This is a genomic window from Thioalkalivibrio sp. HL-Eb18 (assembly GCF_000364985.1).
Classification (GTDB): Bacteria; Pseudomonadota; Gammaproteobacteria; order Ectothiorhodospirales; family Ectothiorhodospiraceae; genus Thioalkalivibrio.
This window is the reverse complement of sequence record NZ_KB822970.1, coordinates 13,799-33,611: the sequence shown is the minus strand read 5'-3', so window position 1 is coordinate 33,611 and position 19,813 is coordinate 13,799. Positions and strand designations below refer to the sequence as shown.

Annotated in this window: 19 protein-coding genes; 10 read left to right on the top strand and 9 right to left on the bottom strand. The window is 66.7% G+C overall.

The window, feature by feature from the left end; all coding sequences use genetic code 11:
- Nucleotides 1-338 precede the first annotated feature (338 nt).
- Entirely contained in the window at nucleotides 339-1,262 is a 924-nt protein-coding gene (locus F813_RS0109235; RefSeq protein WP_017926342.1) for a ZIP family metal transporter, read from the bottom strand.
- Nucleotides 1,263-1,434: 172 nt separating this feature from the next.
- Between F813_RS0109235 and F813_RS0109230 the strand changes: the two genes are divergently transcribed.
- Complete coding sequence (locus F813_RS0109230; protein ID WP_017926341.1) at nucleotides 1,435-2,826, top strand: sodium:alanine symporter family protein; 1,392 nt, start codon at nucleotides 1,435-1,437, stop codon at nucleotides 2,824-2,826.
- Entirely contained in the window at nucleotides 2,816-3,724 is a 909-nt protein-coding gene (nadC, locus tag F813_RS0109225) for a carboxylating nicotinate-nucleotide diphosphorylase (RefSeq protein ID WP_026148231.1), read from the top strand. The genes F813_RS0109230 and nadC overlap by 11 nt, the downstream gene beginning before the upstream one ends.
- A 918-nt stretch (nucleotides 3,725-4,642) precedes the next feature.
- On the opposite strand, the gene scpB is transcribed toward nadC, so the two are convergent.
- The 5 genes from scpB to F813_RS0109200 are packed head-to-tail and all read right to left on the bottom strand — an operon-like array spanning nucleotide 4,643 to nucleotide 9,488.
- Nucleotides 4,643-5,329: an SMC-Scp complex subunit ScpB gene (gene scpB / locus F813_RS0109220; RefSeq protein ID WP_017926339.1), complete on the bottom strand. Its 687-nt coding sequence runs from the start codon at nucleotides 5,327-5,329 to the stop codon at nucleotides 4,643-4,645.
- Nucleotides 5,326-6,183, bottom strand: a complete 858-nt coding sequence (locus F813_RS0109215; protein ID WP_017926338.1) for a ScpA family protein — start codon at nucleotides 6,181-6,183, stop codon at nucleotides 5,326-5,328. Before F813_RS0109215 ends, scpB begins: the two co-directional genes overlap by 4 nt.
- A gap of 32 nt (nucleotides 6,184-6,215) precedes the next feature.
- On the bottom strand, nucleotides 6,216-7,436 hold the full coding sequence (locus tag F813_RS0109210) for a tryptophan--tRNA ligase (protein WP_017926337.1): 1,221 nt from the start codon (nucleotides 7,434-7,436) through the stop codon (nucleotides 6,216-6,218).
- A 46-nt stretch (nucleotides 7,437-7,482) separates the two neighbouring features.
- Nucleotides 7,483-8,844: a DUF945 family protein gene (locus F813_RS0109205; protein WP_017926336.1), complete on the bottom strand. Its 1,362-nt coding sequence runs from the start codon at nucleotides 8,842-8,844 to the stop codon at nucleotides 7,483-7,485.
- Between the two features lie 26 nt (nucleotides 8,845-8,870).
- A complete protein-coding gene (locus F813_RS0109200) occupies nucleotides 8,871-9,488 on the bottom strand; it encodes an L-threonylcarbamoyladenylate synthase (RefSeq protein WP_017926335.1) in 618 nt (205 codons plus the stop codon).
- Nucleotides 9,489-9,608: 120 nt separating this feature from the next.
- On the opposite strand from F813_RS0109200, the gene F813_RS0109195 reads away from it, so the two are divergent.
- Together F813_RS0109195 and F813_RS0109190 are read left to right on the top strand one after the other, a co-directional pair.
- Nucleotides 9,609-9,905: a YciI family protein gene (locus F813_RS0109195; protein ID WP_017926334.1), complete on the top strand. Its 297-nt coding sequence runs from the start codon at nucleotides 9,609-9,611 to the stop codon at nucleotides 9,903-9,905.
- Nucleotides 9,906-9,907: 2 nt separating this feature from the next.
- The gene (locus F813_RS0109190; protein ID WP_017926333.1) at nucleotides 9,908-10,777 is read left to right on the top strand and encodes a peptidylprolyl isomerase; all 870 of its coding nucleotides are present in this window, start codon (nucleotides 9,908-9,910) and stop codon (nucleotides 10,775-10,777) included.
- Between the two features lie 24 nt (nucleotides 10,778-10,801).
- On the opposite strand, the gene F813_RS0109185 is transcribed toward F813_RS0109190, so the two are convergent.
- On the bottom strand, nucleotides 10,802-11,335 hold the full coding sequence (locus F813_RS0109185; RefSeq protein ID WP_017926332.1) for a copper chaperone PCu(A)C: 534 nt from the start codon (nucleotides 11,333-11,335) through the stop codon (nucleotides 10,802-10,804).
- 172 nt (nucleotides 11,336-11,507) lie between these two features.
- Here F813_RS0109185 and F813_RS0109180 point away from each other — a divergent pair, with 172 nt between their 5' ends.
- From F813_RS0109180 to F813_RS0109160, 5 genes are all read left to right on the top strand, one after another.
- Entirely contained in the window at nucleotides 11,508-12,827 is a 1,320-nt protein-coding gene (locus F813_RS0109180; RefSeq protein WP_017926331.1) for an efflux RND transporter periplasmic adaptor subunit, read from the top strand.
- Complete coding sequence (locus F813_RS0109175) at nucleotides 12,820-16,014, top strand: efflux RND transporter permease subunit (RefSeq protein WP_017926330.1); 3,195 nt, start codon at nucleotides 12,820-12,822, stop codon at nucleotides 16,012-16,014. The genes F813_RS0109180 and F813_RS0109175 overlap by 8 nt, the downstream gene beginning before the upstream one ends.
- Nucleotides 16,015-16,105: 91 nt before the next feature.
- A complete protein-coding gene (locus F813_RS0109170) occupies nucleotides 16,106-16,543 on the top strand; it encodes a hypothetical protein (protein ID WP_017926329.1) in 438 nt (145 codons plus the stop codon).
- A gap of 66 nt (nucleotides 16,544-16,609) precedes the next feature.
- Nucleotides 16,610-17,257 carry an endonuclease III gene (gene nth / locus F813_RS0109165; RefSeq protein WP_017926328.1) on the top strand — a complete coding sequence of 216 codons (648 nt, stop codon included), beginning with the start codon at nucleotides 16,610-16,612 and terminating at the stop codon, nucleotides 17,255-17,257.
- Between the two features lie 28 nt (nucleotides 17,258-17,285).
- Nucleotides 17,286-17,711 carry a DUF1841 family protein gene (locus tag F813_RS0109160; RefSeq protein WP_017926327.1) on the top strand — a complete coding sequence of 142 codons (426 nt, stop codon included), beginning with the start codon at nucleotides 17,286-17,288 and terminating at the stop codon, nucleotides 17,709-17,711.
- 295 nt (nucleotides 17,712-18,006) lie between these two features.
- On the opposite strand, the gene F813_RS0109155 is transcribed toward F813_RS0109160, so the two are convergent.
- Nucleotides 18,007-18,228, bottom strand: coding sequence for a pirin family protein (locus tag F813_RS0109155; protein ID WP_017926326.1), 222 nt, complete (start codon nucleotides 18,226-18,228; stop codon nucleotides 18,007-18,009).
- 73 nt (nucleotides 18,229-18,301) lie between these two features.
- On the bottom strand, nucleotides 18,302-18,751 hold the full coding sequence (locus F813_RS0109150) for a DoxX family protein (protein WP_012983450.1): 450 nt from the start codon (nucleotides 18,749-18,751) through the stop codon (nucleotides 18,302-18,304).
- 121 nt (nucleotides 18,752-18,872) lie between these two features.
- Between F813_RS0109150 and F813_RS0109145 the strand changes: the two genes are divergently transcribed.
- Nucleotides 18,873-19,778 (top strand): LysR family transcriptional regulator, encoded by a 906-nt coding sequence (locus tag F813_RS0109145; RefSeq protein ID WP_012983449.1) that lies wholly within the window; start codon nucleotides 18,873-18,875, stop codon nucleotides 19,776-19,778.
- The last annotated feature ends 35 nt before the right edge of the window (nucleotides 19,779-19,813 follow it).

Genomic DNA, 19,813 nt, shown 5'->3' with positions numbered 1-19,813 from the left:
GGCTTACGCGGCGCCGCCGCGTAAGCCTGAAAAAACGGAGAAGCGAACGCGTTATTACGTACCCAACCCTCGATTGCGCAAGCGATTGAGCATGATGGCAACGGGAGCGATCCCGGTGGGGGCCAGTCCGATCATTGCGAAGCACCTCGAGTGCGCGACCTCGCTGGGACCCTCCACCCGCGGAATCCATCCGGGACCGTGGCGAATGAAAGCCGCACACGCAGTCCGAATGTACGGGAGCAATCGTCGCCCCGAAACCATCTACTCAAACGCTTGGCAAACCGGGGGCGTCCATGTACGCAATGACGGTGCCTGTGGCGACCCTCGTCCGCGGCGCCCTACAGCGCCAGATCGATCGCCAGGAGCGCGACGAAGCCGACCAGCACGCCAACGGTTGCCTGCGCCTCGTGGCCCTTGCGGTGCGACTCGGGGATGATCTCGTGGCTGATCACGAACAGCATAGCGCCCGCGGCGAAGGCCAGGCCCCAGGGCAACAGGAACTCCATCAGCGTGATCGCGCCGGCTCCGATCAGCCCGCCGATTGGTTGTACCAGCCCGGTCAGCAGGGTGACGCCCAACGCCGCCCATCTGCTGTAGCCCAGCGACAGCAACGCGATCGCCACCACCAGCCCCTCCGGGATGTTCTGCAGACCAATCGCGATGGCCAGGGTGATGCCATCGCTGACATCGTCGCCGCCGAAGCCCACCCCGACGGCCAGCCCCTCCGGCAGGTTGTGCAGGGCAATCGCAAAGATGAACAGCCAGACCCGCCGGATCTTCGCAGGGTCGGCCCCGCTTTGCGGACCAATATGGAAGTGCTCGTGCGGGACCAGCTTGTGCAGTGCCAGCAGGGCCCCGCCGCCCAGGGCCATACCCACCGACAGCACCAGGATCGCCATGCCGACGCCGCCGTACTGAAGCTCGGCATGCTCCACCGAAGGCAGCACCAGCTCGAAGGCAGTAGCCGAGAGCATGACCCCGGCCCCGAAGCCCATCATCGCATCCTCGACCGACTGGCTGATCCGGCGCAGGAAAAAGATCGGAATCGCGCCCACGGCGGTCATCAGCCCGGCGACGAAGCTGGCCAGCAGGCCGATCTGGAGCGTGGTGAGTTCGTCCGCGCGGGCCTCCAGCGTGGGCCAGATCAGGCTGACCAGCCAGATAAACGCCGCCAGCGCGATCAGCGAACCGACCAGGAACAGGCGGGGAACGGGCCGTTCACCGCTGTCGTGTTCAAGCTCCGTAGAATTCCCGTTGTGCATCCCGTTCCCTGAGTTTTCCTGGACATCCCGATATGTGGGAGCCCGGCAGTGGCTAGCGGGTTCCCATGCCCATTCTATGGGCATGATGCACTCGCGCTATCGCCAATAATCCGTTCACGCGCTAGAGTCGGCGAATCCATCTTCCCGCGCACGCTCCCAAGGACGAACCACGATGCTCGAGACCCTTGACCAGTTCCTCGGTGATACCGCCAGCCTCCTGTGGGGCAACCCGATCACGCTGATCCTGCTGCTAGGCACGGGACTCTATCTGACCATCCGCCTGGGACTGGTGCAGGTCGTCGCCTTCCGCCAGGGTTGGCGAGCGCTGCGCGGAACCGACGGGCGTGCCGGAGGTGCTGGCCAGATCTCGCCATTCCAGGCCCTGTCCACAGCCCTGTCCGGCACCATCGGGACCGGGAACATCGCCGGCGTGGCCACGGCCATTGCGCTCGGTGGCCCCGGGGCACTCTTCTGGATGTGGGTAACCGCCTTTTTTGGCATGGCGACCAAGTTCGCCGAGACGACGCTCGCCGTGCGCTACCGCGAAGTGGGTCCGGACGGCACCATCGCTGGTGGCCCTATGTTCACCCTGCTGCACGGACTGAACATGAAGAAGATGGCGATTCTGTTCGCCATCTTCACCCTGATTGCCTCGTTCGGTATCGGCAACATGGTGCAGGCGAACTCGGTAGTCGATGGCCTTACGTTCATGGTCCCGGACCTGCGCGCCGATGACGACATCATGGGTTGGATGGCCCTGATCATCGGCCTGACCATGGCCGTGCTGGTCGCGCTGGTGATCATCGGCGGAGTCAAGCGCATCGCGATGATCGCCTCGGCCATCGTGCCGTTCATGGCGGTGGTCTACATGATCGGCGCGTTCATCGTGATCGTCGCCAACATCGAGGCCGTGCCGGCCGCCGTGGGCACCATCCTGAATCTCGCGCTGAACCCCTGGGCGGCCGGCGGCGGCGCGATCGGACTGGCCATCCAGTACGGCGTGGCCCGCGGCATGTTCTCGAACGAAGCGGGCCTGGGCTCCTCGGCCATGGCTCACGCGGCGGCCAAGAACGGTGATCCGCCCCGCGAAGGCTCGGTGGCCATGCTCGAGCCGTTCATCGACACCATCGTCGTCTGTACCCTGACCGGGCTGGCGATCGTCGTCACCGGCGCCTACATCGACCGTGCCGACGACGTGGTCGGCGCCTCGCTGACCGCCACCGCGTTCAGCTCCACGCTGGGGCCGTTCGGCGCGATGGTGGTCGGCTTCAGCCTGATGCTGTTTGCCTTCTCCACGATGATCGCCTGGTCCTACTATGGCGACCGCTCGGCCTACTTCCTGTTCGGCGACCGCGCGGTAATGCCCTATCGCATTGCGTTCGTGATCCTGATTGTCATTGGGGCAACCATCCCGCTGGGCATGGTCTGGAACTTCTCCGATATCGCCAACATCCTGATGGCCGCGCCCAACCTGATCGCGCTGATCCTGCTGGCCGGACTGGTGAAGAAGCTGCGCGACGACTATGTGGCCGGCCGCCCGATGCCTGATCGCCATGACGGCTGAGCACGAGCACCAGCATGCGCCGCATGACCCGTTCGCCCAAGGCCCGGCCCGGCCGGACGCGGCCATGCTGGTGCGTGAAGTCGAGATGGCGCTGGCCGAGGACCTGGGCCCGAACGCCCTGACCGGAGACATCACCGCGGCACTGGTCCCGGAGAGTCGCGTCGCACGCGCCACCCTGCTCCTGAAAGAGCCCGGTGTGCTGTGTGGTCAGGCCTGGTTCGATCGCGTGTTCGCAAGCCTCGCACCCGAGATCCGGATCGACTGGCAGGTGGCCGAGGGCGCCGCGCTGGAACCGGATGGAGCACAGCCCGTCGCCACGCTCGAGGGCCCGGCCCGCGCCGTACTGGCCGCCGAGCGCGCCGCGCTCAACCTGCTGCAAACATTGTCCGGAACCGCCACCGAAACCGCCCACTGGGTCGCCCGCCTGGGCGATGCCCACAGCCGCATCCTCGACACCCGCAAGACACTCCCGGGCCTGCGTCATGGTCAGAAGTACGCCGTGCGCATCGGCGGCGGCTACAACCACCGCCTCGGGCTCTGGGACGCCGTACTGATCAAGGAAAACCACATCGCCGCCTGTGGCTCGATCGCGGCCGCCGTGGAGCGCGCCCGCGCGCTCGGGGCCGGGCGCTGGGTGGAGGTGGAAACCGAGAACCTCGACGAGGTCGATCAGGCGCTGACGGCGGGCGCCGACGTGATCATGCTGGACGAACTCTCGCGCGACGATCTCGCGACTGCGGTGCAACGCATCCGCGGGCGGGCGATCTCCGAAGCCTCGGGCGGGGTCACGCCGGACAGCCTCGCCGAGATCGCGGCCACCGGCGTCGACTACATCTCGATCGGTGCCCTGACCAAGCACGTCCGCGCTATCGACTTCTCCCTGCGCCTCGACTCGTAATCGCTTCGCGTTAAGCCTCGCTGCGAGCCGATATCCAGCCGCATACGCCGTTGTGGCTGGGCCGGGTTCGTCTTCGGGTGTTTACGGGGGTTTTGTCCGGCCGCCTGCCTTGTTGAGGCTGGCCCTGGTTCGTCGTCGGTGTTTACGTGCCTTCGGTCCGCATACTGCCGTGCGCTCACTCGCGAGCGCGCCGCGAGGTACTTTCTTGCTTGCCCAAGAAAGTACCCAAAGAAGGGCACCCGGATTCCGCCCGGGAACCTTGCTCCAGGGCCCTCGGGCCGGCGGCGCTGAAACTCGCTACGCCTTCGGCTTCGCTCAGACAGTCAGCGCCTCTCTTCCGTCCCGAGAACCCTTCCGCAAGGGGCTTCATACGGGGGGATAAGGTCAAGACAACGGCTGGCCTGATGTTCTTGCCGATGGATGGAGACAAGTTGTTCCAACGTCCTGGGCACGCGCGGCCTTCGGCCCTGGCGTGCCGCGCCCGCAAGCGGGCGCCAGACCCCATCGTAGGATGCCGATGAGCGTAGCGAATCGCATCAGGGGTTGCCCCGACATTGGCATGGTGCGTTTCGCTGCGCTCAACGGCACCCTACGGCGTACGGGATAGGCAGAAGCGCTGGAACACGACTGGTTTTGACCTACCCTCCCGATATGAGCCCCTTGTGGAGGGCGTGACAGGCCGGAGAAAAGGCGCTGACTGTTTGAGCGAAGCGACAGCGTAGCGAGTTTCAGCGCCGCCGGCCTGGCGCGTCCGGAGCAAGGTTCCCGGGCGAATCCCGGGCGTGTTTCTTGGTTACTTCTTTGCACGAGCAAAGAAGTAACTCGCGGCGCGCTCGCGAGTGAGCGCTTGGCAGGCGGCCGGACGAAGGCACGTAAACACCAGATGCCGAACCAGGGCCAGCCTTGCAGCGCCGACGGCTAGCGAGAGTCGTCGTCGGAGTCGGGGGCGGGCTCGAGGCGGAGCTGACCATTGGCCTCGTCCTCGGGCGGTGCCAGGGTGAAACCCGCGTCGGAGGCGACGTCCGCCAGGTCGCGGATCGCGTCCAGCGGCGGCAGCTCCTCCAGGCGCTTCAGGCCGAGGTCGTCGAGGAACGTCCGCGTCGTCGCGTACAGTGCTGGCCGGCCGGGAACCTCCTTGTGCCCCACCACGCGTACCCATTCGCGCTCCTGCAGGGTACGCATGATCCCGGAACTCACCGCTACGCCACGTACCGCCTCGATCTCGGCGCGCGTCACCGGCTGGCGATAGGCAATAATCGCCAGCGTCTCCAGCAGCGCGCGGGACAGCCGCGCGGGGCGCTCGGGCTGTGCCGCCTGCACCGTGGCCGAGAAGCGAGCCCGCACGCGGAAGCGGTACCCACCAGCGGTGCGGACCAGCTCGATGGCGCGACCCGCATAGCGTTCCTGCAGCCGGCCAATCGCCTGATCCAGCGTCGGCTGATCGATCTCGCCCAGATCCTCGCAGGCGGCCTTCAGGTCACGTGGCGCAACCGGCTCGGCGGCGGCAAACAGGACTGCCTCGATCGCGAGTTCGATGGCGCCGAGCGTGTCGGCGTCGATCTCGGTGGTGGACTGCGGGGCGTCAGGGCTGGTGACGTCGTTCATGCATCCTCCGTTTCCGGCCGGCCACCACGGCGGCGCAGCCGAATCGGGCTGTAGGGTTCGCTCTGGCCCCACTCCACCAGGCCGGACTTGGTCAGTTCCAGCACGGCGAGAAACGATACCACTACACCCTGGCGCCCTTCGGAGGCGAGCAGGAGCGTCACAAAGTCGGTAAAGCGCTCCGGGTGCAGGACCTCGAGGATACTGCTCATGCGTTCACGCACCGACAACTGCTCGGTGGAAATGTGATGGTGTGCGGAGAGGCTGGCCCGATGCATCACGGCGGCCAGGGCCTCCATCAGTTCGTCCATCGTGGGGGCCGGGGGCGGCGGCCCATCCAGCGCCTCGACGCTGGCACCGGCGGCGTAGACGTCGCGGTCCATGCGCGGGATCTCGTCCAGCCGTTCGGCCGCGGTCTTGAACTGCTCGTACTCCTGCAGTTGCCGGATCAACGCCATGCGCGGATCGTGGTCCTCGTCCGCGTCGGCCTCCACCGGGCGCGGCAACAGCATGCGCGACTTGATCTCGGCGAGCAGCGCCGCCATCACCAGATACTCGCCGGCCAGCTCCAGGCGCAGCGCACGCATGACCTCGATATACGCCATGTACTGGCGCGTGATTTCGGCGATCGGGATCGCGAGGATGTCGAGGTTCTGTCGGCGGATCAGATACAACAACAGATCCAGCGGACCTTCGAAGGATTCGAGGAAGACCTCCAGCGCATCCGGGGGGATATACAGATCGGCCGGCAGTTCGGCCACCGGTTCGCCATGTACGCGATAGACGACCTCGCCTCCCGCTCCGGCCTCGACCGTCGCGGGGTTGTCCAGGTCCGTCAATTCATCGCGCGGGTCCATGGCTCATCTCGGTGGGGGCATTCCGAAGCGGCTCATCGCAGGTAGTCCAGGCCCATCACTCGGCGTACCTCTTCCAGCGTCTCGCGCGCCTCTTCGCGCGCGGCCTCGGAGCCCTCGACGATAATCGAACGCACCAGGGCCGGGTCCTCGGCATACTCCTTGGCGCGTTGCTGGATCGGCTCCAGTTCCGCCTGCACCGCTTCGATCAGCGGCCGCTTGCAGTCGATGCAGCCGATCCCGGCCGAGGTGCAGCCCGCGTGCAGTTCGGTACGCTTGGCCTCGTCGGTGTAGACCAGGTGCAGGTCCCAGACCGGACACTTCTCCGGCGTGCCGGGATCGGTACGACGCACGCGCGCCGGGTCGGTCGGCATGGTGCGGATCAGTCTTTCCACCTCGGCCGGCTCGGTGCGCAGGCTGATGGTGTTGCCGTAGCTCTTGGACATCTTGCGCCCGTCCAGCCCCGGCATCTTCGCGGTGGGTGTGAGCTTGGCCTGGGGCTCCGGCAGGATGATCTTGCCACCCCCTTCGAGGTAGCCGAACAGGCGTTCGCGATCGCCCAGCGAGATATTCTGCTGCGACTCCAGCATCGCCCGGGCGACTTCCAGTGCGTCGTCCTCGCCGTGCTCCTGGAAACGCTTGCGCAGGTCGCGGTAGCGCTTCGCGGCTTTCTTGCCCATCTTGTCGACCGCGGCCTCGGCCTTCTCCGCAAAGCCCGGCTCGCGCCCATAGAGATGGTTGAAGCGCCGCGCGATTTCGCGCGTCACCTCCAGATGCGAGACCTGATCCTCGCCGACCGGGACCATGCCGGCGCGATAGGCGAGCACATCCGCGCTTTGCAGCACGGGGTAGCCCAGAAAACCGTAGGTGGCCAGGTCCTTCTCGCGCAGCTGCTCCTGCTGGTCCTTGTACGTGGGCACGCGCTCCAGCCAGCCGAGCGGGGTAATCATCGACAGCAGCAGGTGCAGCTCCGCATGTTCCGGCACACGCGACTGCACGAACAGCGTGGCGGAGCCGGGACTGACGCCCGCGGCCAGCCAGTCGATCACCATCTCGGTGACATGCTGCTGCAGATCGCCCGGGTCTTCGTAGTGCGTGGTCAGCGCGTGCCAGTCGGCGACGAAGAAGAAACACTCGTAGTTGTGCTGCAGCTCGATCCAGTTCTTCAGGACGCCGTGATAATGGCCCAGATGCAGGTGCCCGGTCGGACGCATGCCCGAAATCACGCGCTGATTCGTTCCCTGGTTGCTGGTCACGAGTGGTTCCTTCTCCGTTATTCGTGGGGTTCGTTGGGCACAATAATCAAAACATGCCGCCCGAAAGGGCAAACAGCATGCCCAACAGGGCCGCCGTGCGATCGCGTTCGTTCACATACACGCGACCGTCTTCCATATTCAGGTGCCCGCGCCAAAGCTCGGCATCGGCGTCCCGCTGCAGCCAGCCCTGCGCCGCCAGGGCATGGAGACGCTCGTCCAGCTCCGCCTCGGGATAGGCCGCCTCGTACTCGCGCACCCATTCCAGCCCGAGCCGCAGTTCGCTGTCCAGTACCACCGTCTCCAGCGGCCGGGTGCGGAAGCCGCGCGCATCACCGCGCAGGCCCAGCTCGGTCGTCAGCGCCACCTGACGTGCGGGGGATTCGTTGAACGAGGCCTTCAGCTCGACCGTCGGGCGGTGCTCGATCATGCGTTCGATCGCGTCGGTAATCACCGATCCGCCGAGTGCCAGGCGCTGCCCGCGCTCGAGGTCGCGTTCCTGCAATGCCTCCAGGTCCGCAATCATCTGCAACAACGCCGGTCGATCCCAGCGCAGCACCGCGAGCTGAAGATCCACGGCCTCGAGCTCCAGTATCTCGGCATCCGCCTCGCGCAGCCGGACCTCATCGATCTCCAGGCGCAGGCGGCTGTCCAGACGATTGTTATTGGTCTTCTGGAAGGCATTCACCCGCGGCCGGGTCAGCTCCATCTCGCCCTGCTCGTCGCGGAAGTGGACATGCGCGGCCGCCAGCCCGCCTTCGTAATCGGGCAGGCGCCCGTAGATGCCATCCTCGTCCGGCTCGAACACTGTCGCGTAACGGGCCTCCTCGATCTGCAGGTCGGCCTGATCGTCATGCAGCCGCAGGCCCGGCAGGTCCAGGCTCAGAAGCAGCTGGTCCGCCGACCAGGCGAAGCGCCCCTGGCCCGCGTCCAGCTCGAGCCACAGCGGCCCTTCGCCATCAACACGGTCGGCCACATCCGGGACCTCCATCAGGTCCAGCGTCAGGGGCTCGAACTGCACGCGCGTGGTCAGTCGACCGCCCATGCCGGCGTGCGTCTGCACGACCAGATCGAGCTCGTGCAGCAGATGGGCCGCGAGCGAGCCCTCCGGCGCTTCAAGGGCATCCAGGTTGACGTTCGACTCGCCGCGCGCACCGAGCACCCCATGGCGCACGCGGTGTTCCAGCGGGATGACCAGTTCGGTCTCGCCGTCGTCGAGCGTCAGCTCGCTGCGCGCGGTGGCGGTGCGGTAGCTGCGGCGGTACTCGACCATCTCGTGGCGCAGATCCACCTCGCCAATGCGTGCCTGCTGGGCCTCGGTCACGTTGCGCTCGACCTGCCCGCCGACAAACACGGGCCAGGCCGCGACCACGATCAGCAACACCAGTACCAGCACGATCCATTTACGCATCACGCATCTCCCGAGTCTCCATGCCCTCACGCTTCCTCAAGAAACGCCACGTCGCCAACCCCGTGACGGATGATCTCCGGCACATCACCGGTCAGGTCAATCACGCTCGTGGGCTCCAGGGTACCGGCCCCGCCGTCCACGACTTCGTCCACGACCTTTGACAGCCGCTCGTCGATCACCCAGGGCTCGCTCAGCGGCAGATCCTCGCCCGGCAGCTGCAGCGTCGCGGTCATCAGCGGCGACCCCAGTTCGTCCAGCAATGCCGAGACGATGCGGCTGTCCGGCACGCGCAGCCCGATGGTCCGACGTTTCGGGTGCTGCAACCGGCGCGGCACCTCTCGCGTGGCCGGCAGAATGAAGGTATAGGGGCCGGGCGTCAGGCCTTTCATCAGACGAAAGGCCGTATTGTCCACCTTGGCATAGACACCGAGTTCCGAAAGGTCCCGGCACAGCAGGGTCAGGTGATGGGTCTCGTCGACCTGACGGATGCGGCGAATGCGGTCGGCCCCGGCCTTGTCGCCCGGCAAACAGGCCAGCGCATAGCAGGCATCCGTCGGAATTGCGATCACCGCGCCCTCGTGCAACCGTTCCAGGACCTGCCGGATCAGCCGGGGCTGCGGGTTCTCGGGGTGTATCGCAATCATGAAGTCGGGCCACTAATGACAAGGCGCGCAGTGTAGCGCATGGTGGGCGGCGCTCATAAGGCACGCTCCCCGAGCGGGCCGCGTTAGACTGGATGCCCCAACCCACGGAGACGCCGATCAATGCTCTACATGATCCAGGGCCAGGATGCGCCCGACTCGCTGGATGCCCGCCTGGCGGCGCGGCCGGAACACGTCGCCCGCCTGCAGGCACTGCACGAGGCCGGCCGCCTGGTCCTGGCCGGTCCGCTGCCGGCGATCGACAGCAACGACCCGGGCCCCGCCGGCTTCACCGGCAGCCTGATCGTGGCCGAATTTCCGTCGCTGGAGGCCGCCCACGAGTGGGCCGATGCCGATCCCTATGTCGCCGCCGGTGTCTATACCTCGGTGGACGTTCGCCCCTTCAAGCAGGTGTTTTGATCATGCGTACCCGTCCCGCCACGCTCGTCGCCGCCCTCGCCCTCGCGGGCCTGTTGACCGCCTGTGGCAACGGCGACGAGGGCCTGCCCCTGCCCGACGAAGAGGCCAGCGAACGCGACGAGATCATCACCGATACCGAGGACGAGGACACCGTCGCGATCGTCAACGGCCGCGCGATCACCCGGGCCGACCTGTTCACCTATGCCGGCATGGACGAGGATCCGGGGCTGGCCGCGCAGGGCCAGGGCGTGCTGGACGAGGTGATCAGCCTGGAGCTGCTGCGTCAGGAGGCGCTGGAGCGCGGGCTGGACGACGACCCCGAGATCCAGCGCATCCTGAAAATGGTCGAGACCAATCTGCTGGCGTCCACCCTGATGGAACGCATCGCCGAGGAGCTCGAGATCAGCGAACAGGACGTGGAGGCGGAATACGAGCGCCAGGTCGAATACCTGCGCGGCACCGAGTACCGCGCCCGCCACATCCTGGTGGAGGACGAAGACCGCGCGCGCGAGCTGCTGGCACAACTGGACGACGGGGCCGATTTTGCGGAGCTGGCCGAGGAACACTCCATCGACCCGGGATCCGCCGCCCGAGGCGGGGACCTGGGATGGTTTACGCCCGATGGCATGGTGCCGGAATTCGCCGCCGCCACTGAGGCCCTGGAGCCGGGCGAGATCACCGACGCACCCGTGCAATCGCAGTTTGGCTGGCACCTGATCCGCCTGGACGACACCCGCGAGGTGGAAGTCCCGCCACTGGACGAGGTGCGCACCGAGATCATCGAGATCCTGGAAAGCCGCGCAATACAGGAAAAACTGGAGGCCCTGCGCGCCGAGGCGACGATCGAAATCCCGAAACGGCCGGAGAACTGATTCGACCGGCTGGAAATGGACAGGTCAGTGCCCGTGGCCCGCGTCGTCGTGCTCCATGTGGCCATGCCCGGAACCCTCTTCGGCCTCGCCGCGGCGCACTTGCATGTGGACATCCATCGTCTCGCCGTCCTCGAAGGTCACCCGCACGGCGACCCAGTCACCGGCCGTCAGTGGCTCGTGCAGCCCGATGAACATCAGGTGCAGGCCACCGGGTTCCAGCACCAGGGTCGCGCCCGCGGGCAGGTCCAGGTGATCCACCTCGCGCATGCGCATCACGCCATCTTCATGGGTGTGCTCGTGCAGCTCGGTGGTCTCGGCGATCGGCGACTCGGCGGCCACGATCCGGCGGTCGGACTCGCCGGTATTGCGCAGCTCCAGGTAGCCGGCCGTGGTATCCCCCGGCACCAGGCGCACCCAGGGCGTGCCTTCCATCTCCAGCCCTTCCAGGCATTCGCACACCTCCGGGGCCTCGTCGGCCATCGTGGTGTCAACGCCCGCGCCCAGGCTCAGGACCAGGGCGGCGGTCCCGATGTGTCGCAATACGCCGAATCCGATCATCACGCTCTCCAATATCTGGCTGGCCGCATGCTAACCCAGCGAACGCCGTCATGTGCGATTCGGCCAGCGTCTCCCTAGAATAAAGCGCCGGGAAGGAACCCCCTGACCCTTGCGGACCTCCAATCGAACGGCCGGGAGAACGGCCGGCCCAGCCCATCCGACCGAGAACACGATGCCACGCCTCCTTCGACGTGCCCTGCCCCCCTTGCTGATCCTCGCGGCCGCGATCGTGGGCTTTCTTGTGCTGCGCGCGACCGGGCCCGAGGCGCCCGCGCCAGAGACCACCGAACGGACCTGGCCGGTGCAGGGACTGGTGGCCGAACTCGGCGAACACCACCCGGGCATCCTGCTGAACGGGCGCAGCGCGTCCGCCCAGACGGCCACCCTGCGCGCGGCCGTGGAGGGCGAGATCGAGGCCGTTCCGGCCCGGATCGGGGCGCGCATGGAGGCCGGCGAAACACTCGTGCGCATTGATCCGCGCGAGGCGGAACTGCTGCTGGCCCAGCGCACGGCCGAGCGCCGCGAACTGGAAGGGGCCAAAGAGAGCGAGGAGATCCGCGCACGCTTTGATCGCGAGGCCCTGGTGCGCGAGCGCGAAATCCTGGAGATCGCCGAGCGGGGTCTGCGCCGGGCCCAAAACCTGCGCGACCGCGACCTTGGTTCCGAAACCGACGTGGACAACGCCCGCGAAGCCCTGGAACAGGCCAGCCTGACGATTGACAACCGGGAGCAGGCGGTAGCCGATGCCCCGATGCGCATGGCCCAGGCAGAGGCCCGTCTGGAGCGCGCGCGTGCCGCCGAAGACCAGGCGCGCATTGATCTCGAGCGCACCACGATTGCCGCGCCCTTCGATGCCCGGGTGGTCGAAGTCGAGGTGGCCGCCGGCGAGCGTGCGCGCCCGGGCGACCCGCTGGTGCGCCTGTTCGCACTCGATGACCTGGAGATTCGTGCCAGCATCCCGGCCTACATCCTCCCCCGCATCGAGGAACTGCTGGCCGCGGGAGAGGAGCTGACCGCCCATGCCCGGGTGGGCGGGCGCACGGTGCGTACCGAACTGACGCGCCTGGAAGGCGAGACACGTGCGGGCGAGGCGGGGACGCGCGGCATCTTCGAGGTGCGCGAGGGTCATTCGGCGCTGAACCTCAACCGCTTCGTCGAGTTGACGCTCCGCCTGCCGGCCGAGGCCGACAGTGTCGCCGTGCCCTACGAGGCCCTCTACGGCCGCGACCAGATCTTCCGCGTCGTGGATGACCGCATGCAGTCGCTGCGGGTCGAGCGTCTCGGCGAGTTGGTGACCGACGCCGGGGACGTCCGGGCGCTGATCCGCCACCCGGATCTGGAGACGGGCGATATCCTGGTCGCCACCCGACTGCCCAATGCCGTGGACGGGCTGAAAGTCGAGGTCGAGGAGCCGGGCGAACGCCCGGACCGCGATGCCGCGATCCCGCGCGCCTCCGACCGCAACGGGGAACAGGATCCGAACGATGGCTGACGCCGATCCCGGCCCGCGTGGCGGCGACGGCCCGGACGAGCGCCCGATGCCCGGCGGGGGGTCGCGCGACAACGGCCGGCCACCACGCGGTCCCATTCAGCTGTTCCTGGAACATCGCCTGGCCGCGAACCTCCTGATCGCGCTGATGGTGCTGGCCGGGGCTTTCGCCCTGACCAAGCTCAACACCCAGTTTTTCCCGAACTTCGAGCTGGACTTCATGACCGTGGAGGTCGTCTGGAGCGGGGCCAGTGCGGAGGACGTGGAACAGGCAATCATCGATCCGCTGGAGCAGGACCTGCGCAGCGTGGACGGCCTGCGCAACATGACCTCGACCTCCGCGCTGGGGGTCGGCGTGGTCACGCTGGAGTTCGAGGCGGGCACCGACATGACGCGGGCCGCCGAGCAGGTCAACGACCGCGTCGACCAGCAGCGCAATCTGCCCGACGACGCCGAAACTCCGGTGGTCAAACGGATCATCCGCTACGAGCCCGTGGCCCGGCTGCTGATTACCGGCCCGGAGGACCCGCAGCAGCTGCGCCGGCTAGCGCGCCAGTTCGAGCGCGAACTGCTGGACGCCGGCATCGCCCAGATCGAATTCACGGGCCTGACCGAGGACGAGATGGCCATCCAGGTGCCGGCCCGCGAACTCTATCGCCTGGACATGACCCTCGACCAGATCGGTGCACAGATCCGCGAGATGGCGCAGGACTTCCCGGCCGGCTCGGTCGGCCGCGACGATACCGCCCGGCAGATTCGCAGTCTGGAGCAGGCGCGTGACGTTATCGGCTTCGAGCGGCTGATCCTGCGCGGCGACACCGATCTGGGGCGCATCAGGCTGGGCGATATCGCCGACATCGCACTGCGCCCGCGCGATGGCGAGGTGCGCACCCGCGCCAACGGCAAGCCCGCGATCGAGATGCAACTGCTGCGCTCGGAGACGGGTGACTCGCTGGAGGCCGCACGCGTCCTCGAGGACTGGCTGGAGGCGACCCAACCCGCCCTGCCCCCAGGCGTGGATCTCCAGGTGATGGATGCCTTCTGGGAACTCCTGGCCGAGCGCATCAACCTGCTGCTGAAAAATGGCCTCGGCGGCCTGATGCTGGTACTGGGGATTCTGTTTTTGTTCCTCAACCGGCATGTCGCGCTGCGCGTGGCACTGGGCATCCCGATCGCGTTTACCGCCGCCTTTGTCGTGCTGTGGGTGGTGGGCGGCTCGATCAACATGATCTCGCTGTTCGGCTTCATCATGTCGCTGGGGATCATCGTCGACAACGCAATCGTGGTTTCGGAGCACGCCTACAGCCTGCACCAGCGCGGGCTGGACGCGGGCCGGGCCGCGCGCGACGGCGCCCGACGCATGGTCGGGCCCGTAGTCGCGGCTTCGCTGACTACCGTCGCCGCCTTCATGCCGCTGATGCTGATTGGCGGGGTGATCGGCAATATCCTGTTCGACATCCCGCTGGTGGTGATCTGCGTGATCGTGGCGACCCTGCTGATTGCGTTCCTGATCCTGCCGGCCCACCTGAAGGGCGTGATGCATCGGCTCAAGGAGCCCGCCCCGAACAGCCTGCGGGCGCGCTTCGACGCCGGCTTCGAACGGCTGCGCAATGGCCCGTTCCGTCGCGCCGTTACGCACTCGGTGGACCATGCAGGCGTCACGCTGGCGCTGGCCGTTGGCGCGCTGATCCTCGCCATTGGCCTGGCGGCCAGCGGCCGCATCGGCTTCACCTTCTTCCCCTCGCCCGAGGGTACGATCGTCAACGCCGGGGTGAACTTCGTCGCCGGCACGCCGCCCGAGCGCGTCGAGTCGTTCCTGATCCACGCCGAACGCGCCCTCGAAGAGACCGAGGCGGCGCTGGGCGGCAATCTGGTGCGTACCTCCGTGACCCGTCTCGGCAAAGGGATCGACCCGGGTGATGGCAATGCGCCCAAGGGCGAGCAGTTCGGCAACATCCAGGTGGAACTGGTCTCGCCGGAAGAACGGACCGTGCGCAATCGCGAGTTCATCCGCGAATGGGAGGACCGCATCCGCCAGGCCCCGGGGATCGAGAACTTCTCGATCGACGAGCGCCAGACCGGCCCGCCGGGGCGCGACCTCGATATCCGCCTGACCGGCGATGACCCGCATGTGCTGAAGGAGGCCGCGCTGGAGCTGGCCGACATGCTGGACGACTTCCCCGGGACCTTCGCCACCAGCGACGACACCCCGTTCGGGCGCGAGCAGTTGGTGTTCCAGGTCAAGCCCGAGGGCCGCGCGGTCGGGTTGACGACCGAGTCGGTCGGCTTGCAGCTGCGCAACGCCTTCGATGGCTACCTCGCCCAGCTCTATCAGGACGGGCTGGAAGAGGTGGAGGTGCGCGTGCGCCTGCCGGATAGCGAGCGCCACCGCAGCGAGAGTCTCGAGCGGCTGAACCTGCGTCTGCCGGACGGGGCGTTCGTGCCACTGGACGACGTCGTCGAACTGCGCTCGCGCCAGGGTTTCGAGACCCTGCGCCACGCCGATACGCGGCTGGCCATCCAGGTCTCGACCGAGGTGGATCGGGCGGTGAACAATGCCGCGCGCATCCGGGCAGCACTCGAGGACGGACCACTGGACGACCTGTCCAACCGCTTTGGCGTCGAGTACTCCTTCGAGGGGCGTGCGGCCGACCAGGAGGAGACCTTTGCCGACATGCGGATGGGCCTGCTGCTGGCACTGGGGCTGATGTACATCGTGCTCGCCTGGGTGTTCGCCTCCTGGGGCTGGCCACTGATCGTGATGGCAATCATCCCCTTCGGGATTCTCGGTGCGCTGTTCGGGCACTGGGTGATGGGTGTGGAGCTCACCATCCTGTCGCTGTTCGGCCTGTTCGGGCTAACCGGGATCGTAGTCAACAACTCGATCATCCTGGTCAGCTTCTACCAGGGGCTGCGCGAGACCGGACTCGCCCTGCGCGAGGCGATCGTGGAGGCCGCCTGTCAGCGGCTGCGCGCGGTGATCCTGACCTCGGTCACCACCATCGCCGGGCTCACGCCGCTGCTGTTCGAGCGCTCGGTGCAGGCCCAGTTCCTGATCCCGATGGCAATCTCGATCGTCTTCGGGCTGGCGTTTGCCACCCTGCTGGTGCTGTTCGTAATCCCCGCCCTGCTGCGCCTGTACGAGGGACGCTTCGGGCGGGCAGACACCAGCGAGGCACCCGTTTCTTGATTCTTGATCGCCAGCGGGTAAACTTCCGGCGCCACGAATTCCGTTTCACCGGGGCCAGGCCCCGGCAATCCAAACGTCCCAGGAGATTGGCATGGCTGGACATTTCCCGTTTGCTGGCAAGCGCGGCACGCGCTACGGCCTCGCCCCGCGCGGCACCATCGCCGCCTTTTTCGAGAACCACGGGTTCAACGACGACCTGCAGGAGAAGTACTACAAGTGGTGGTACGACTGGGCCAAGGACTTCGTCGAGAAGGACGCCGACCTCTCCTACACCATGATCACCAAGTTCGACAGCTATCCGATGGGCACCCACGCCCATCACTCGTTCCATCTGAACGGCAAGTACTGGCCGAGCTGCCTGGATGAACTGGGCTCGTTCATCCGTGACGTCATCTTCCCGAAGATGGACGAAAAGGCGATGCACGATCTCGAAGAGAAGCACGCCAAGATGATCAAGGACCTGGAGAAGGAAGCCGAGTCCAACCCGCGCGAAGCGGCCCCGGACGTCGGTCTGTTCCGCCACGTCTGATCGGCAGCCTTGCCACAGCATCCGGCCCCGCCCTGCGGGGCCGGTTTGTTTAGGGAAACCTGCTTAATGAACGCCGCGAAGCGTGAAGCCATCTTCGAACGCCTGAAGGCGGCAAACCCCGAGCCGACCACCGAGCTCGAGTACAACACCCCCTTCGAGCTACTGATCGCGGTCATCCTGTCGGCCCAGGCCACGGATGTCGGCGTGAACAAGGCCACCCGCCGCCTCTACCCTGTCGCCAACACCCCCGAGGCGATCCTCGCGCTGGGCCTCGACGGGCTGAAGGAACACATCAAGACCATCGGCCTGTACAACGCCAAGGCCGAGAACGTGATCAAGACCTGCCGCATCCTGGTCGACCAGCACGGCGGCGAGGTTCCACGCGACCGCCAGTCGCTGGAGGCCCTGCCGGGGGTGGGCCGCAAGACCGCGAACGTCGTCCTCAATACCGCCTTCGGCATGCCCACCATCGCGGTGGACACCCATATCTTCCGCGTCGCCAACCGCACCGGACTGGCACCCGGCAAGAACGTCCTCGAGGTCGAGAAGCGGCTGATGCGGCTGACCCCGAAGCCCTATTTGCAGGACGCCCACCACTGGCTGATCCTGCACGGGCGCTATGTCTGCAAGGCGCGCAAGCCCGAGTGCTGGCGCTGCCCGATCGAGGACCTGTGCGAATACAAGGCGAAGACGCCTCCACCCGCCGGCGCCTGACCGCCCCCATACCTTCGAGGAACACCCCATGTACGGTAACCGCGACCAGATCCGCACCCAGTTCGTCGACGCCTGGCACAAGGCGCAGGCCGGCGAGACGCTGACCGACCTGGAACAGCAGCTGGTGGACGTGATCTCGGAACACCCCGAGTACCACGAGCACCTCAAGGACCGCGAGACGGCACTGACCGGGGAGTTTCCGCCCGAGTTGGGCACCTCCAACCCGTTCCTGCACATGGCGATGCATCTGAGCCTGCGCGATCAGGCGCGCACCGACCGCCCCGCCGGCATCCAGGCCGCACACGCGAGCCTGTGCGCCCGCTTTGGCGTGATGGATGCCGAGCACCGGATGATGGAATGCCTGGGGCAGGCCCTGTGGGAGGCCCAGCGCAACAACACGCCGCCGGACCAGAATGCCTACCTCGAGTGCATCCAGCGCCTCGCAGCGCGCTAGGGAGACGCTGATTGAATCGCACGTCCGCGTTGGTGCCCCCTGTTTTCCGAGACAAGGCGCCTCTGGCAGCGGGTAGTGGTTCTACCCGCCCGTTCTTGATTGATTCGGGGCGCAACGCAGGATCGGGGAACAGGGGGCGCCAACCCCACAAGCCATTGAAAGCAGGGGCTCGGCCGCCCGTTGTTATCAAGAACGGGCGCGCGCACAGCGTTGCGGTTCCCTTGTGCAGAATGACTGCACGGCAGTCACCGCGCCTTGTTCGCACGCAAAAGCGACTCGAGCGCGGACGCGCGATTCAATCAGCGTCTCCTAGCACACAGGTGATGATTTCCATGTCCCGATGCGGGTGGGCGCCGAAGCCGGCACCCGGTGCGACCCGGTCCTCGTTCAGCACGCGCAGGTCGGAGACCCCCATGTGCTCCGGGTCGAAGTAACTGGCAAACGAGAAGCTGTGGCGGGAATCCAGCCAGCCGTGTCGGGCATGGCCGCGTTCGGCACTGGGGCGCAGGGTGATCATGCTGTCCTCCTCCCGGGTGTTACCGATCAGGCGACCCTTGCCGAGCCAGATGGCCCGGCAAGGGGGAGTGCGGCTAGCCGCGGTACGTCCCGGCCAGGCGGTTGTCGATCGAGGCCCGACCGGCGCCGCTGATCGCCAGTGCGACGGAGACAGCCAGCAGCGACAGCGCGAACTCGTAGCCGTTGTTGCTCATGAACAGGCCATGTTCGAAGTGTACGGCGAAGATCGCCACGACCATGGTGAAGGCGAGCACCGCTGCCGCCGGGCGCACCAGCAACCCGATGATCAGGGCCAGACCGCCGAAGAACTCTGCGCCGCCGGCCATCAGGGCCATCAGGAAACCCGGCTCCAGCCCGATCGAGGCCATCCACTGGCCGGTCCCCTCCAGACCGTGACCGCCGAACCAGCCGAACAGTTTCTGCGCGCCATGCGCCATGAAGATGATCCCGACCGGGATGCGCAGGGCGAGGGCCGCCCAGCCGGCGTTGGTGCCAAACAGCTGCTGCATGAAGGACGAATTCATTTTGACTCTCCTGGAGGGTTTGCGAAGGCCGGCGGTTCTGGCCGGTCAGGGAGAGTCTGGATATTTCTTGATGAGCAATAAACGGCTATAAAGGGCACATATAGTTGCAAATGTCGAAACAATGGATCGTTTCCAGCAGATGCAGATCTTCGTGGCCGTAGTCGAGACCGGGCACTTCGTGCATGCGGCGGAGACGCTGGGCCTGTCCAAGGCGGCCGTCTCGCGCGCGGTGAACGGCCTCGAGGAACGGCTGGGTGCTCGGCTGCTGCACCGCACGACCCGGCGCCTGTCGCTGACCAGCGAGGGCGAGACCTTCTTTGGCCGCAGCAAGCTGTTGCTTGAGGAACTGGCCGCCGCCGAGGGCGAGATCAGCGAACGCGGCACCGCCGTCAGCGGCCGGCTGCGCATCAATGTACCGGTCAGCTTCGGCATCCAGCACCTGGCGCCGCTGTGGGGCACATTCACGGCCCGACACCCCAGGGTGGAGCTGGACGTCACCCTGAACGACCGTTCGGTGGATCTGGTCGACGAAGGCTTTGACCTGGCCGTGCGCATTGGCACGCTCGACAGCTCCAGCCTGGTCGCGCGCCGCCTGGCGACCACGCGCATGCGCATCTGTGCCGCGCCGGACTACCTGGCGGCCAGCGGTCTGCCCGCACACCCGCGCGAGCTGGCGGACCACGCCACCATCGCTTACAGCTACCACGCGACCGGCGACGACTGGACCCTCACGGGCCCGGACGGGCCGGTCGCGGTCACGACCCGCCCCGTGCTGCGCAGCAACAACGGCGAGACCTGCGTCGCCGCGGCCCTGGCCGGGCAGGGCATCGTCTACCAGCCGGAGTTCCTGTTGCAGCCGCATCTGCAAACCGGCGCCCTGCAGGTGCTGTTCCCGGACTGGGAAACCGCCACGCTCGGCATCCACGCGGTCTACCCCAGCCGCCGCTATCTCCTGCCCAAGACCCGCGCCCTGATCGACTTCCTGGCGCAGCAGCTAGGTACGCCGAACGGGTTAGCGTCGCGATAGGCCTGGCATCGGTTGGTCGGCGCATCTCATCCCAT

What these genes read in the sequence shown, in the direction of transcription:
- F813_RS0109235 (WP_017926342.1), bottom strand. Translation starts at nt 1,262, where the DNA reads ATGCACAACGGGAATTCTACGGAGCTTGAACACGACAGCGGTGAACGG.
- F813_RS0109230 (WP_017926341.1), top strand. Translation starts at nt 1,435, where the DNA reads ATGCTCGAGACCCTTGACCAGTTCCTCGGTGATACCGCCAGCCTCCTG.
- nadC (WP_026148231.1), top strand. Translation starts at nt 2,816, where the DNA reads ATGACGGCTGAGCACGAGCACCAGCATGCGCCGCATGACCCGTTCGCC.
- scpB (WP_017926339.1), bottom strand. Translation starts at nt 5,329, where the DNA reads ATGAACGACGTCACCAGCCCTGACGCCCCGCAGTCCACCACCGAGATC.
- F813_RS0109215 (WP_017926338.1), bottom strand. Translation starts at nt 6,183, where the DNA reads ATGGACCCGCGCGATGAATTGACGGACCTGGACAACCCCGCGACGGTC.
- F813_RS0109205 (WP_017926336.1), bottom strand. Translation starts at nt 8,844, where the DNA reads ATGCGTAAATGGATCGTGCTGGTACTGGTGTTGCTGATCGTGGTCGCG.
- F813_RS0109200 (WP_017926335.1), bottom strand. Translation starts at nt 9,488, where the DNA reads ATGATTGCGATACACCCCGAGAACCCGCAGCCCCGGCTGATCCGGCAG.
- F813_RS0109195 (WP_017926334.1), top strand. Translation starts at nt 9,609, where the DNA reads ATGCTCTACATGATCCAGGGCCAGGATGCGCCCGACTCGCTGGATGCC.
- F813_RS0109190 (WP_017926333.1), top strand. Translation starts at nt 9,908, where the DNA reads ATGCGTACCCGTCCCGCCACGCTCGTCGCCGCCCTCGCCCTCGCGGGC.
- F813_RS0109185 (WP_017926332.1), bottom strand. Translation starts at nt 11,335, where the DNA reads ATGATCGGATTCGGCGTATTGCGACACATCGGGACCGCCGCCCTGGTC.
- F813_RS0109180 (WP_017926331.1), top strand. Translation starts at nt 11,508, where the DNA reads ATGCCACGCCTCCTTCGACGTGCCCTGCCCCCCTTGCTGATCCTCGCG.
- F813_RS0109175 (WP_017926330.1), top strand. Translation starts at nt 12,820, where the DNA reads ATGGCTGACGCCGATCCCGGCCCGCGTGGCGGCGACGGCCCGGACGAG.
- F813_RS0109170 (WP_017926329.1), top strand. Translation starts at nt 16,106, where the DNA reads ATGGCTGGACATTTCCCGTTTGCTGGCAAGCGCGGCACGCGCTACGGC.
- nth (WP_017926328.1), top strand. Translation starts at nt 16,610, where the DNA reads ATGAACGCCGCGAAGCGTGAAGCCATCTTCGAACGCCTGAAGGCGGCA.
- F813_RS0109160 (WP_017926327.1), top strand. Translation starts at nt 17,286, where the DNA reads ATGTACGGTAACCGCGACCAGATCCGCACCCAGTTCGTCGACGCCTGG.
- F813_RS0109155 (WP_017926326.1), bottom strand. Translation starts at nt 18,228, where the DNA reads ATGATCACCCTGCGCCCCAGTGCCGAACGCGGCCATGCCCGACACGGC.
- F813_RS0109150 (WP_012983450.1), bottom strand. Translation starts at nt 18,751, where the DNA reads ATGAATTCGTCCTTCATGCAGCAGCTGTTTGGCACCAACGCCGGCTGG.
- F813_RS0109145 (WP_012983449.1), top strand. Translation starts at nt 18,873, where the DNA reads ATGGATCGTTTCCAGCAGATGCAGATCTTCGTGGCCGTAGTCGAGACC.